13 protein-coding genes are annotated in these 12,841 nt (G+C 74.2%); 8 read left to right on the top strand and 5 right to left on the bottom strand.

Translation table 11 applies throughout. The features are described 5' to 3' along the window. Positions 1-12: 12 nt before the first annotated feature. Complete coding sequence (locus EDD33_RS11840; RefSeq protein ID WP_123391064.1) at positions 13-255, bottom strand: helix-turn-helix transcriptional regulator; 243 nt, start codon at positions 253-255, stop codon at positions 13-15. 119 nt (positions 256-374) lie between these two features. Here EDD33_RS11840 and EDD33_RS11835 point away from each other — a divergent pair, with 119 nt between their 5' ends. Further along, positions 375-1,091: a hypothetical protein gene (locus EDD33_RS11835; RefSeq protein ID WP_123391062.1), complete on the top strand. Its 717-nt coding sequence runs from the start codon at positions 375-377 to the stop codon at positions 1,089-1,091. 3 nt (positions 1,092-1,094) lie between these two features. Beyond that, positions 1,095-2,348, top strand: a complete 1,254-nt coding sequence (locus tag EDD33_RS11830; protein ID WP_148077065.1) for a CpaE/TadZ family protein — start codon at positions 1,095-1,097, stop codon at positions 2,346-2,348. Here the strand turns inward: EDD33_RS11830 and EDD33_RS11825 are convergent. Both EDD33_RS11825 and EDD33_RS11820 read right to left on the bottom strand, forming a co-directional pair. Then, positions 2,299-3,642 carry a hypothetical protein gene (locus EDD33_RS11825; protein ID WP_246003484.1) on the bottom strand — a complete coding sequence of 448 codons (1,344 nt, stop codon included), beginning with the start codon at positions 3,640-3,642 and terminating at the stop codon, positions 2,299-2,301. The genes EDD33_RS11830 and EDD33_RS11825 overlap by 50 nt on opposite strands. A 3-nt stretch (positions 3,643-3,645) precedes the next feature. Beyond that, positions 3,646-4,119: a hypothetical protein gene (locus EDD33_RS11820; protein WP_123391059.1), complete on the bottom strand. Its 474-nt coding sequence runs from the start codon at positions 4,117-4,119 to the stop codon at positions 3,646-3,648. A 141-nt stretch (positions 4,120-4,260) separates the two neighbouring features. Between EDD33_RS11820 and EDD33_RS11815 the strand changes: the two genes are divergently transcribed. From EDD33_RS11815 to EDD33_RS11795, 5 genes are all read left to right on the top strand, one after another. After that, complete coding sequence (locus tag EDD33_RS11815; RefSeq protein WP_123391057.1) at positions 4,261-5,718, top strand: WS/DGAT/MGAT family O-acyltransferase; 1,458 nt, start codon at positions 4,261-4,263, stop codon at positions 5,716-5,718. Further along, entirely contained in the window at positions 5,715-6,038 is a 324-nt protein-coding gene (locus EDD33_RS11810) for a DUF6912 family protein (protein WP_123391055.1), read from the top strand. The genes EDD33_RS11815 and EDD33_RS11810 overlap by 4 nt, the downstream gene beginning before the upstream one ends. 99 nt (positions 6,039-6,137) lie before the next feature. Continuing rightward, positions 6,138-9,041, top strand: a complete 2,904-nt coding sequence (locus EDD33_RS11805; RefSeq protein ID WP_123391053.1) for a M4 family metallopeptidase — start codon at positions 6,138-6,140, stop codon at positions 9,039-9,041. 71 nt (positions 9,042-9,112) lie between these two features. After that, positions 9,113-10,741 (top strand): L-glutamate gamma-semialdehyde dehydrogenase, encoded by a 1,629-nt coding sequence (gene pruA / locus EDD33_RS11800; protein WP_123391051.1) that lies wholly within the window; start codon positions 9,113-9,115, stop codon positions 10,739-10,741. A 5-nt stretch (positions 10,742-10,746) separates the two neighbouring features. Then, positions 10,747-10,968: a hypothetical protein gene (locus EDD33_RS11795; protein WP_123391049.1), complete on the top strand. Its 222-nt coding sequence runs from the start codon at positions 10,747-10,749 to the stop codon at positions 10,966-10,968. Here EDD33_RS11795 and EDD33_RS11790 read toward each other — a convergent pair. Continuing rightward, the gene (locus tag EDD33_RS11790; protein WP_123391047.1) at positions 10,950-11,435 is read right to left on the bottom strand and encodes a DUF2505 domain-containing protein; all 486 of its coding nucleotides are present in this window, start codon (positions 11,433-11,435) and stop codon (positions 10,950-10,952) included. The genes EDD33_RS11795 and EDD33_RS11790 overlap by 19 nt on opposite strands. Beyond that, positions 11,432-11,926 (bottom strand): DUF2505 domain-containing protein, encoded by a 495-nt coding sequence (locus tag EDD33_RS11785; protein ID WP_170169797.1) that lies wholly within the window; start codon positions 11,924-11,926, stop codon positions 11,432-11,434. The genes EDD33_RS11790 and EDD33_RS11785 overlap by 4 nt, the downstream gene beginning before the upstream one ends. 19 nt (positions 11,927-11,945) lie before the next feature. Here EDD33_RS11785 and EDD33_RS11780 point away from each other — a divergent pair, with 19 nt between their 5' ends. Then, the gene (locus EDD33_RS11780; protein ID WP_123391043.1) at positions 11,946-12,794 is read left to right on the top strand and encodes a tryptophan 2,3-dioxygenase; all 849 of its coding nucleotides are present in this window, start codon (positions 11,946-11,948) and stop codon (positions 12,792-12,794) included. The last annotated feature ends 47 nt before the right edge of the window (positions 12,795-12,841 follow it).

The following is a 12,841-nucleotide window of genomic DNA, read 5'->3' as shown; positions in this document are numbered from 1 at the left end:
CGCGGCCCGGGCTCAGTCCTTCGGCGCCGGACCGCCCTCGGCGAACGGGTGCTCGCGCACGAACTGGTCGGCCTCGGCGTACGCCCGCTGGATGTAGGCCTCGAGCTCGCTCGCCTCGACCCGCCACTGGCCCCGGCCACCGATCTTGATCGCCTTGAGGTCCTGGCGCCGCACCAGCGCGTAGACCTGCGCTCCCGAGATGTTGAGGATCTCGGCCACGTCAGCCAGCTGCAGGAACCGTGGGGTCGCGTTCACACGCGTCACTCTGCCACCGGTCGCGTCCGGCGGCGAGCAGGTGCCCCCGGCGACCTGTGGACGCCCCGTCGAGCCTCCCCGCCCCAGCAGACCCGCCGCACCACCACCGGAGACACACCATGACCACCACCCGCCACCGTCGACACCTCCCGACTCCCGAGGACGCCGCCGTCGAGCCCGCCCCACCGGTGACCCGGAGCCGCCGACCCGGGTGGCGCAACCCCCGGCTGCTGCTCGGGCTGCTCCTCGTGGCCGCCTCGGTGCTTGGTGGCGCCCGGCTGCTGGCGAGCGCCGACGACACGGTCGCCGTCTGGACCTCCACCCGCGACCTGCCGGACGGGGCGACGCTCGCCGAGGCCGACCTCGGCCGCGAGCGGGTGCGGTTCCCCGACCAGGAGGCCGCCGACGGCTACCTCTCCGCCGAGCAGGCGCCGCCCGTCGGTGCCGTGCTCGACCGTCGCGTGGGCGCCGGGGAGCTGCTGCCCCGCGCCGCCGTCGCCCCGCGCGAGCGCGCCGAGCTGGTCGAGCTCCCGCTCGGCGTCGCCTCCGACGACCTGCCCGCGACCGTCCGGCAGGGCTCGGTGGTCGACGTCTGGGTCGCTCCCTCGGCCGCGGGTGGCGGCGCCACGACGGCGTCGGGCGAGCAGCGCGCCGCCGAGGCCCGCCGGGTCCTCGAGGACGTGACCGTGGTCGCCGTCCCCGGCACCCAGGACAGCCTGGCGCCCGAGACGACGCGCCAGGTCGTCCTCGGCGTCCCGACCGACCGCTCCGACGAGGTCGCGGCCGCCCTGGGCGGCCTCGCCGAGGGTCGCGTGGTCCTCACCCGGAAGGGCTGACCGGTGGCAGCGGCAGGAGCACCCTCGGTGCGCGACCGGGTGCCGGTCCTCGTCGCGGCGGGGGGCGAGACGTGGGAGGCCCCGGCGCTGCGTGCGCTGGCCGAGGCCTCGGTGGTCGTGCTCAAGCGGTGCGTGGACCTGACCGACCTGCTGGCCAGTGCCTCGGCCGGCACCGTCGGCGTGGTGCTGGTCAGCGGCGAGCTGGCCGGGCTCGACGCCGACGCGGTGATGCAGCTGCTCCGGGTCGACGTCCGGTGCGTCGCGGTCGGTGGGGACGCCGAGGCGCTGGGCCGCCTCGGGGTGGTGGAGGTGCATCCGGTCGACGACCCCGCCGGGCTGCCCGACGCGGTGCGGCGCGCCGTGCGCCAGGACCTGGTGCTCGACCCCGAGCCCGGGCCCGAGAGCCGGCTGGAGGTGCGGGCCGACCGGGGTCGCACCGTCGTCGTGCACGGCCCCGCGGGGGCGCCGGGGCGCACGCTCCTGGCGACGGGGCTGGCGGCCGAGCACGCCCGCCGGGGCGCGCCGACCGTGCTGGTCGACGCCGACCCGCACGGCGGCGCCGTGGCGCAGCACCTCGTCGTGCTCGACGAGGTGAGCGGCCTGCTGGCGGCCGCTCGGCTGGTCAACGCCGGCGGGCTCGACGCCCGCTCGTTCGCCCGGTGCCGCCGCGAGGTGACGCCGGGCCTGGAGGTGCTGACCGGGCTGCCGCGGCCCGACCGGTGGGTCGAGGCGCGGCCGGGCGTCCTCGACGCCGTGCTCGAGCGCGCGAGCGAGGTGGGCGACGTGGTCGTCGACACCGGCTTCAGCCTCGAGGACGACGCCGACCTCGGGCGCGGGCTGGTCCGCAACCAGCTCACGCTGGACGCGGTGGCCGCGGCCGACCACGTCGTGGCCGTCGGGTCGGCCGAGCCGGTCGGTCTGGCACGGCTGGCGCGCACCCTGGTCGACCTCCGCGACCTCGCACCCGTCCCGGTCACGGTGGTCGTCAACCGGATGCGCGACAGCCTGGGCTGGAGCCGGCGCGACATCCTCGGCATGGTCGAGGGCTACGTGCGGCCCGCCGGGGTGGTCTTCGTGCCCGACGACCGTGCCGCCGCGGACCGCGCGCTCGTCGCCGGACGCTCGGTGGTGGAGGCGGGCGCCTCACCGCTGGCCTCGGCCGTGGCCGAGCTGCACGAGGCGGTCCTCGGCGGGGCCGGTCAGCCGGTCAAGCGCTCATCAGCAGGTAGAGGCCGGTGGCGGTGTAGACGACCATGATCACGAGCATCGCCAGCTGGCCGGTCACGTGGCGACGGGCGGGGAGCAGCGCGATGGCACGGTCGTGGGCCGCGACCACGCCGACGACGTGCCCGAGCACGATCGCCAGCACCTTGAGCACGGCGAGCAACGTCGGGTGGAAGGACAGGAAGTAGTTCACCGACCAGTCGCCGGTGCCCAGGAGGTCGTCGCCGCGCACCAGCGGGTCGCTGAGCTGGATCAGCGTCGTCTGCCCCTGCTCGACGAGGTAGGTCAGGTAGTGCGCGGTGAGGTAGCCGACGACGATCGGCACGACCGAGTGGGCCAGCAGCAGCGGCAGCTCCCGACGTCGTACGCCGCCCGGCCGCTCGTCGACCTGGGTGAGCCTCGCCGCGACGGTGAAGCTGACACCCACCACCAGGCAGAACACGAGCAGCGCGACGGTGTCGAGCGGCACCTCCGGCAGGCCCGAGTCGCGGACCACCCGCTGCCAGAACAGGGTGTCGGCGTAGCTGTCGAAGGCCGTCGAGCCGAACAGCACCGCGACGACCGCGAGCAGGCCCGGCCGCGGCGTGACCGTGGCCAGGTTGGCCAGCGGGCTGCGCACCACCAGCCGCCCGGCGTCGTCGCGGCCCCAGGGGGAGAGCCGCGCCAGGAGGTCGGACCACACCTCGAAGGGGTCGGCGCGCGAGAGCCAGGTGTCGCCGAAGACCGCGGCCCCGACGAGCATCACGGCGAGGTAGACCGCGAGCCAGACACGCACCGAGCTCAGGTAGGCGCTGGTGGGGTTGACCAGCTCCTGCCAGACGAAGCCGAACAGCCCGATCGCGGCCGGCCAGTAGCCCCACCGCGCGGGGTACTGCGCCATGCCGGTCGCCGGGTCGCCGCCGGTGGCGCGGGCGAGCAGGGCGTTGAGCGTCCGCACCGGGCTGACGGCGCGCGCCACCCGGCCGAGGAGCAGCGACAGCGGCACCACGCCGACCCACACCAGGACGTAGAAGGTGCCCAGCACCGGGTTGGTAACCAGGTCGGGTCCCCACACCAGCGGCCAGACGAGGTAGCCGAAGAACAGCAGCCCCACGACCCGCCAGCCCCACGTCCACGCCGGGTGGTCGACGAGGCGGGCCAGCGCCGTCGGGGCGGGCCGGGACGGGTGGCCGTCGACGTAGCGCGGTCGGCGCCAGGCCAGGGCGAGCACGCAGAAGGAGACGACCAGCGCCGCCACGGCGCCGCTGACGGCCAGCGGCAGCGGCAGCGGCAGGTTCTGGGCGCCACCGAGGCCGTGCTGGGGGACCAGCACCTGGGGGAGCAGCACCGCTCAGCGCACCTCGAGCCGGACGAGCAGCTGGTCGAGGTCGTGCGACTCGACGTCGACCACGCCGGGACGGTCGAAGGTGAGCTCTTCCTCGGTGGTCCCGGCCTCGAAGGACAGCTCCTGCTCGGGGGTGGAGTGGATGTGCAGCTCGCCCGGGGCGTCGGACTCCACGCGCAGCGTGACCCGCTCGCCGATCGCGACCTGCATGGCCTTGCCCTGCGGGGAGGCGGTGCCGTCGGCGATGGTGATCGCCACGACGGTGCCCGCGGCCTCCGTCTCGGCGGACGCCGACGGGCTCGAGGACCCCGAGGCCTCCGGGGACGCCTCGGAGGAGGCTGCGGAGGAGGCGGCGGCGCTCCCGGAGCCCGACGGCGAGCCCGACGCCGGGTCCTGCGAGGAACCGCACCCGGCGAGCAGCACCAGGGTCGACACGGTCAGGGCGGTCGGCCGGAGCAGCCGACCGAGGGCGGATGACATGGGACAACCTCTCGTGGTGGACGTCGTGCTGTCTCGCTGCGGAGTCTCTGCCAGACTCCCATGTGCCCCCGGCCGACCCAAGTCCTGCGGCCCTGCCCCACCGGTGGTGAGACCGATGCCACACCTGAGCGAGAGGCGACGATGAGCGAGCGGCTGCGCGCCAGCGACCTGGCGCTCCTGGCGGAGGAGACCGAGCGGACCCCGCTGCACAACGGCACCATCGAGATCTTCGACCCGCTGGACTCCGGCTTCGACTTCGACGCCCTGCTCGCGCACATCGACGACCGGATCGCGTTCGTGCCGCGCTACCGCCAGCGGGTGCGCTGGGTGCCGGGGCGTGTGGCCAACCCGGTGTGGGTCGACGACGAGGACTTCGACCTCAACTACCACGTACGCCGCTCGGCACTGCCCCGTCCGGGCAACCTCGAGCAGCTCGGCGAGCTGACCGCCCGCATCATGTCGCGCCGCCTCGACGTGGCTCGACCGCTGTGGGAGATGTACTTCGTGGAGGGCCTCGAGGGCGGCCGCGTGGCGCTGCTGTCCAAGTCGCACCAGATCCTGGTCGACGGCATCTCCACGGTCGACCTCGGCCAGGTGCTGCTCGACGTCGACCCCGGTCCGCGCCCGCTGGTGCAGGAGGGCTGGGTGCCCTCCCACGAGCCGAGCCAGACCTCGCTGCTGCTCGGCGCGCTCACCGAGTCGGTGCGCGACCCGCGGGTCGCGGCGGCCACGGCGCGCAGCAACGCCGAGGCCGTGGGCCGCGCCGTCGGCGGCACGCTGTCCCGGGCCGGCCAGGTCGCCTCCGGCGTCTCGGGCGGGCTGGCGGGGCGGCGTACGGTCCCGGAGACGCCGTTCAACCAGGAGCCCTCCGCGCAGCGCCGGCTGGTGTGCGTGCGGACCTCGCTCAAGGACTACCGCAAGGTCCGCCGTGTCCACGGCGGCACCGTCAACGACGTCGTCCTGGCCACTCTGACCGGGGCGATCCGGGCCTGGCTGATGACCCGGGCCGAGCCCGTGGGCGCCGGCCGCCGGCTGCGGTCGTTGGTGCCGATGAGCGTGATCGACGAGGAGCTGGAGCCGACCTCGCTGGGCTCGCAGGTCGTGGGCCACCTCGTCGACCTCCCGATCGGGGAGGGGTCGCCGGTGCTGCGGCTGCACCAGGTCTCCTACGCCCTGCGCGCCCACAGCGAGACCGGCAGGGCCGTGGCTGCCGACCGGATCGCCGGGGTCGCGGGCTTCGCGCCCACCACCTTCCACGCGCTCGGGTCGCGGGTGGCGTTCACCGAGGCCCGCCAGCAGGTCAACCTCGTGGTCACCAACGTCCCGGGCCCGCAGTTCCCGATGTACCTCGCCGGCGCCGAGATGGTGCAGACCTACCCCGTGCCGCCGCTCCTGCCGGGCTTCTCGCTCTCGGTGGGCGTGACCTCCTACGACGGCGCCGTCTACTACGGCATCACCGCCGACCGCGACGCGCTGCCCGACATCGAGGTGCTGGGCCAGTGCGTGCGCGAGGCCCTCGACGAGCTGGTCGACAGCGCGAGCGAGACCCGTCCCCGGGCACCCCGTGGACGCGGCTCCCGACGTCCCGAGCAGCCGTGAGGATCTACCTCCCCAGCACCCTCGAGCAGCTGGCGTCGTACGCCGCGGCGGGGGAGGTCCGTGACTACGACGAGCCGTTCGTCGCCGCCGACGAGGACGAGGAGTCGGAGTACGACGCGCTCATGGCCGCCGCCGACGCCTCGGCCGACCTGCAGCCCGCGGGCGCGCGCCGGGTGGTGGTCGTCGCCGAGGTCGGCCGCGAGGGCGACCCGGTCCCGCTGCGCCGGGTGGTCGCGGTGCACGCCGACCCCGAGGGCGCCGGGCCCGACGGCGAGCTGGCGTGGTTCGCCACGCAGGAGATCCCCGCACTGCTCCGATGATGCTCGTGCACTAGTGGTATAGACCGAACGCGGAACCTCCGTCGCGACGGATGTGGCGTCCCTACACTCCGGCTCACCACCAGTCTCGGGAGCCACCAGATGCACCAGCTGCGCCGTCGTACGTCCCTGCTCGTGAGCGCCGTCGCGCTCGGCCTGCCGTTCGCGCTCGTCGCGGGTGGCACCCAGCCCGCCACCGCCACCACGACCCGCCCGGCGCTCGCCCGCGCCGCCGACCCCGGCTCCGACCCCGGCTCCGACCCCGGCTCCGACCCCGGGGCCGAGGCCGCGCTGCGCGAGCTGCGGGCCGAGGCCGACGGCGGCGTCCGCGTGGACCGCGACGCCGACGGCCGCGTCGCGCAGGTGCGGTCCGCCGACGGCGAGGCGCTGGTCGGCTCGGCGGCGACCACGCCCCGTGCCGCCGCGGTCGAGCAGCTGGCAGACCACGGCGAGGTCTTCGGCATCGACGGCGACGACTCCACCGCCCGGGTGACCCAGACCCTGCCCTCGGCCACCGGCGGCACCGTCGTCCGCGCCGAGCAGCGCGTCGACGGGGTGCCGGTCTTCGGCGGCCAGGTCGTGGTGAGCCTCGACGAGGACGAGGCCGTGACGGCGCTCCAGGGAGCGACCACGACGGCGACCGCGGTCACGGCGACGGAGGTCGGTGAGGACCGCGCCCGACGCACCGCCCTGACCGGCGTGGCCAAGTGGCACGCCACCACCACCGACCGGCTCCGCGTGCGCGACCTGGGTCGCGAGCTCTACGACCCGGCGCTCGTGGGCGCCACCGACGCGGCCGGTGTCCGCCCGGTGTGGCACTTCGAGGTCACCGACGGCGGTGCCGTCCGCGAGACCGTGCTCGTGGGCACCGGACGCGGCGAGGTGGCGCTGCACTTCGACGCGACCCCGGCGCTCAACCGCGTCGTGTGCGACCACCGCAACCGGCGCACCGCCGACCCGTTCGCGACCCTCGGCACGTGCGTCTCCCCGGCGCGGCGCGAGGGCGGTGCCGCCTCAGGCCTCGCCGACGTCGACGCCGCCTACGACTCGGTCGGTGCCACCTCCCGGACCTACGACGACCTCGCCGCTGCGGACCTCACGTCGTTGGTGGGCACCGAGATCTCGGGCAGCGACGCGCTGCTCACGACGGTGCGCATCTGCTTCGACGGCCCCGAGGGGGCCGGTCCGTGCCCCTACGACAACGCCTACTGGGACGGCCGCCAGGTGGTGCTCGGCGCGGGCTTCAGCCGGGCCGACGACGTGGTCGGGCACGAGCTGACGCACGCCTTCGTGGAGCGCACGTCGGGGTTGTTCTACCTCTACCAGTCCGGGTCGATCAACGAGTCGCTCTCCGACGTGGTGGGCGAGGTCGTGGACCACCGCAACCCGCTGTCGACCCAGGACGACTCGGCCTGGACGATCGGCGAGGACCTGCCCGACGCCGACCTGCGCCGGGACCTGGCCGACCCCACCCGGTCCGACCAGCCCGACCGGATGACCAGCGCGACCTTCAGCACCGACGTCGAGGACGTCCACACCAACGGCGGGGTGGGCAACAAGACGGCCTACCTGATCTCGCAGGGCGGCACCTTCAACGGGCAGACCGTCCGCGGCATCGACGCCGGCGACGCCGGCCTGGCCAAGACCGGCACGCTCTACCTCGAGACCATCCCGCGGCTGACCTCCGGCGCCGACTACGCCGCCCTGGGTCGCACCCTCGTCGCCACCTGCGACGAGCTGGCCGCCACCTCCGCGGCCGGGCTGAGAGCCGAGGACTGCGCCTCGGTGCGGGCCGCGGTGACGGCCACCGAGCTGGCCGAGGCGCCGCGCAAGGGCGCCGCCGCCCCGACGGTCCCGGTCGCCTGCCCCGCCGGCGCGACCATGACCGACGACGCCGTGCGTCGCGACGACGACGGCATCGACGGCTTCGGCTTCGACAGCACCTCGGCCCTGTGGAGCCGGGTGCCGAGCGATGACGTCCCGGCCTTCGCCTCCAGCGGCCGGGAGTCCCTGTTCGGTGCCAGCCCCGACCCCGACGGCAGCGGCGGCTCGGCCACCAGCGCCACGCTCGTCTCGGCGCCCTTCACCGTGCCCACGACCACGGGCAGCAGCTACTTCCACTTCGACCACGCCTACGACTTCGAGGCCTTCGGTGGCACCTACTACGACGGCGGCGAGGTCGTGGTGAGCGAGAAGGTGGGCACGAGCTGGCGGCGCGTCACCGGCCTGTCGTGGGTCAACGGGCCGAACCGCAGGATCATGGGCGACACCGCGTCCGGCGTCACCGGCTGGGGCGGCGACAGCCGTGGCTACGGCTCGAGCCAGCTGGACCTGGGCCCGCTGGCGGGCAGGACGGTCACGATCGCGTTCCGCGCGTTCGGGGACGAGTCCGACAGGGCCACGGGGTGGTTCGTCGACGACGTCCGTCTCTACACCTGCGACAGCGTCCTGCCGGGCGCGCCGCGCGTGACCGGTCGCACCGCGGGCGCCACCTCGGCCACCGTCACCTGGGCCGCCGGCTTCGCCGGCCAGGGCCTGAGCGGCTGGCGCGTCACCCGGCCCGACGGCACCACGACCGACCTGCCGGCGTCGGCCCGGAGCGTCACCGTCACGGGCGTGGACCCGCGCGTGACGGGTCGTGTCGTGGTCACCGCGCTGGGCCGGGACGGCGCGGCCGGCGGCGCTGCGACGGCCGTGTTCACCCCGACGACGGCCACGGTCACCGCCTCGGTGGCCCGCGCGAGGTCCGGTCGCACCTTCACCGTCACCGGGCGGGTCACCGCACGCGGGACCTCCACCGTGCTGCCCGGTCGCCCGGTCGTGCTCCAGCGCAAGGCCTCGGGCGCCCGCACCTGGTCCACGGTCGGCACCGGGACGACGGGGTCGACGGGTGCGAAGGCCTGGTTGGTCAAGCAGACCCGTGCCACCGGCTACCGGGTCGTGGTCAAGCCCTCGGGCGCCTACTTCGGCAGCACCTCGGCTACGCGGCTGGTGCGGATGCGCTGAGCCCGCGGACGGGCGCCCGGCGGGACCGGTGCGGTTGGTCGGCGTACGACGCGTCTGAGACGATCGCGAGCATGGACGCCATCACCACGCCGCCCGCCCCGGTCAACGAGCCCACGCTCCACTACGCGCCGGGCTCCGCCGAGCGGGTGGAGGTCGAGGCGGCGCTGGCCCACCTGGGGGCCGCACCGCGCGACCTCCCGGCCCACATCGGCGGCGAGGCCGTCATGGGGGGCGGGGCCGAGATCCCCGTCGTGCAGCCGCACGCCCACGCCAAGGTGCTCGGCGTCCTGAAGAACAGCACCACGGCCGACGCCCGGGCCGCCGTGCAGGCCGCCGCCGACGCCGCCCCGGCCTGGCGGGCGATGTCCTTCGACGACCGCGCCTCGATCATCCTCAAGGCCGCCGACCTGCTCGCCGGCCCCTGGCGCGCGACGCTCAACGCCGCGACGATGCTGGGCCAGTCCAAGTCGGTCTGGCAGGCCGATATCGACGCGGCGTGCGAGCTGATCGACTTCTGGCGCTTCAACGTGCACTACGCCCGGCAGATCCTGGAGGAGCAGCCGCCGGCCAACGCGCCCGGCGTGTGGAACCGCACCGACCACCGCCCGCTCGAGGGCTTCGTCTACGCGATCACGCCGTTCAACTTCACCGCGATCGCCGGCAACCTGCCCACCGCCCCGGCGCTGATGGGCAACACCGTGGTCTGGAAGCCGTCGCCGACCCAGCAGCTGGCGGCCAGCCTGACGATGGAGCTGCTCGAGGAGGCCGGGCTGCCCCCGGGCGTGATCAACATGGTGCCCGGCGACGGTCTCGCCGTCTCCGAGGTCGCCCTGGCCCACCCCGACCTGGCCGGCATCCACTTCACCGGTTCCACGCCCACCTTCCAGTCGCTGTGGGGCACGGTCGGCGCCAACCTGACCGGCTACCGCACCTACCCGCGCATCGTGGGGGAGACCGGCGGCAAGGACTTCATCGTCGCCCACCCCTCGGCCGACGTCGACGTGCTGCGCGTGGCGATGATCCGCGGCGCCTTCGAGTTCCAGGGCCAGAAGTGCTCGGCCGCCTCGCGCGCCTACGTGCCACGCAGCGTCTGGTCACGGCTCAAGGACCAGCTCGTCGCGGACACCGAGAACCTCACCATGGGCGACACCACCGACCTGTCCAACTTCATGGGCGCCGTCATCGACGACCGGGCGTTCGCCAAGCACGAGAAGGCGATCGGCCGCGCCCAGCGGTCCTCCAAGCTCGAGGTCGTGGCCGGCGGCCAGACCGACGACTCGGTGGGCTACTTCGTGCGGCCCACGATCATCGAGGCGAGCGACCCCGAGGACGCGATGTTCTCCGAGGAGTACTTCGGCCCCATCCTCGCCGTCCACGTCTACGACGACGACCGGTTCGAGACCGTCGTGGACCAGATGGAGTCGGTGGCGTCGTACGCCCTCACGGGCGCGGTGATCAGCCAGGACCGCCAGGCCGTGGCCTGGGCGAGCGAGCGGCTGCGCTTCGCCGCGGGCAACTTCTACGTCAACGACAAGCCGACCGGTGCCGTGGTGGGCCAGCAGCCCTTCGGCGGCGGTCGTGCCTCGGGCACCAACGACAAGGCGGGGGCGCCGGTCAACCTGTTGCGCTGGACCTCGCCGCGCTCGATCAAGGAGACGTTCGTGCCGCCCAAGGACCACCGCTACCCCCACCTGGGCTGAGCGCGGTGACCGTCCTGACCGCCCCCCTGCACCTGGGCCCGCTGCACCCGGCCGAGCAGCTGCTGACGCTGCTGCTCGCCTTCGGGCCGTTCGTGCTGCTCGGCGTGACGATCTGGCTCAGCCGACGTCGTGACGCCCGGGAGGACGACGTCCTCCCGGGCGCACCGGACGGTCCGGGGACCGGCGGACCCGGGGTCGGGCCCGTGGGTCAGGCTCCGGAGAGGTAGTCGCGCCCGACCTTGTTCTCGGCGCGCAGCGCCTTGGACAGCATGTCGGCGATCAGGCTCTCGATCTTGCCGCCGGCCAGCGGGATGTTGACCTTGACGGCCAGGTTGACGGTCTCGGTGACACCGTCGGGGTCCTCGGTGAGCAGCGCGGTGCCGCTCATCTCACCGGGCTTGCCGGGGATGGCGACGTGGATGTCGCCCTTGGCCGGGCTGAGCCAGTCCTCGGTCTGCACGATGTTGATCTCGTCGCCGACGAACTTCTTGGCGAAGCCGGGGATGCCCTGGGCCGCCTGCACCTGGTCGATGGTGACGCCCATCCGCTCGCCCTGCCGGTCGACGCTGACGGTGCGCTGCTTCACGCCCTGGAAGTCGCACACCCGCTCACGGAACGCGGGGTCCGCGAGCATCTCGTGCACCTGCTCGAGGGTGGCGCCGTCGTAGCGGAGCTCCTCGGTGACCTTCTTCATCCACGCTCTCCTCTCAGCCAGGCCTCGCCGACCTGCTGCTCGGTGTCCATGCCGGCCGCGACCAGCCCGCCGATGAAGCCTGCCAGGCGGGCGCCGACCAGCGGGACCCGGACCTCGACGTCGGCCTCCACGTGCTGCCGCGTCAGCTCGCCGTCGGCCTCGAGACCGACCTTGCCGGTGACCGTGACGGGCAGCCCGGGCAGCTCGACCACGACCGTGCCGCCGGCGGCGTCGGACCACTCCTCGAGCTGCACCAGCCGCACCGTCTCGCTGACGAAGCGCCGGGCGACGTCGGGGACGCCGCGGGTCGGCTGCAGCTGGTCGATGCGCACGCTGATGCCCTCCTCGGAGCGTCCACCGCGCACGATCGACACGTCGGCGGTCAGCACCCCCTGGGCGACCGCGGAACGGCGACGGAAGGCCTCGTCGGCGAGCATGGCGAAGACCTCGTCGGGCGAGGCGCGGTAGGTGATCTCGTGACGGAGCTGCACGGGGCGCATCATGTCAGCCATGACACCGGCAGAGCCCACGGAGGAGACGTTCGTCAGCTTCGGTGAGGAGGCGGTGGCCGAGGGGCAGCGCGACCGCCAGCTGACCTACGGCAGCTACCTCCGTCTCGACCAGCTCCTCGACGCCCAGCACCTGGAGTCCGACCCGCCGGCCCACGACGAGCTGCTCTTCGTCACCGTCCACCAGGTCTATGAGCTGTGGTTCCAGCAGCTGCTGCACGAGGTCGAGGCGGTCCGCGACGCGCTCGCGGCGGGCCCCGCCGGGAGCGGGGACCGGGCGTGGTGGGCCCGGCACCTGATGAACCGCGTGCACGTCATCGAGCGGGTGCTGGTGCAGCAGGTCGACGTGCTGGAGACGATGACGCCCCAGGACTTCCTGGAGTTCCGCCAGCGCCTCGCCCCGGCCAGCGGCTTCCAGTCGGTGCAGTTCCGCGAGCTGGAGTTCCTCTCCGGCGCCAAGGACCCGGGCTACCTCGAGCGGTTCCGGGGCATCACCGAGGCCGAGCGGGCGCGGCTCGACCGCCGGCTGGCCGAGCCGTCGCTGTGGGACGTCTTCGTCGACCTCGTCGCCGCTCGCGGCCTTCCCGTCGACGACGACGCGACCCTGGTGGCCTCGCTGCGCACGGTCGCGCACGACCGCGGCACCCACGGCGAGGTGTGGGCGCTGGCGGAGGCGCTGGTGCTCCACGACGAGCTGGCGGCGGCCTGGCGGGCGCGTCACGTGGTGATGGTCGAGCGGATGATCGGCTCGCGCACCGGCACCGGCGGGTCGACCGGGGCGAGGTACCTGCGCAGCCGCCTGGACCTGAAGTACTACCCGCTGCTGTGGGAGCTGCGCTCGGCGCTGTGAAGGCCGTCGTGGCGCCCCGGGCGCGGCCCGGTTGGTGACCTGGCTCA

It is taken from the genome of Nocardioides aurantiacus, from assembly GCF_003752505.1.
Taxonomy (GTDB): Bacteria; Actinomycetota; Actinomycetes; order Propionibacteriales; family Nocardioidaceae; genus Marmoricola; species Marmoricola aurantiacus.
The sequence above is the reverse complement of the archived record's forward strand: the minus strand, read 5'-3'. Positions and strand labels throughout refer to the sequence as shown.

Coding starts and splice junctions, on each gene's coding strand:
- EDD33_RS11835 (WP_123391062.1), top strand. CDS start 375: ATGACCACCACCCGCCACCGTCGACACCTCCCGACTCCCGAGGACGCC.
- EDD33_RS11820 (WP_123391059.1), bottom strand. CDS start 4,119: ATGTCATCCGCCCTCGGTCGGCTGCTCCGGCCGACCGCCCTGACCGTG.
- EDD33_RS11815 (WP_123391057.1), top strand. CDS start 4,261: ATGAGCGAGCGGCTGCGCGCCAGCGACCTGGCGCTCCTGGCGGAGGAG.
- EDD33_RS11805 (WP_123391053.1), top strand. CDS start 6,138: ATGCACCAGCTGCGCCGTCGTACGTCCCTGCTCGTGAGCGCCGTCGCG.
- pruA (WP_123391051.1), top strand. CDS start 9,113: ATGGACGCCATCACCACGCCGCCCGCCCCGGTCAACGAGCCCACGCTC.
- EDD33_RS11790 (WP_123391047.1), bottom strand. CDS start 11,435: ATGAAGAAGGTCACCGAGGAGCTCCGCTACGACGGCGCCACCCTCGAG.
- EDD33_RS11780 (WP_123391043.1), top strand. CDS start 11,946: ATGACACCGGCAGAGCCCACGGAGGAGACGTTCGTCAGCTTCGGTGAG.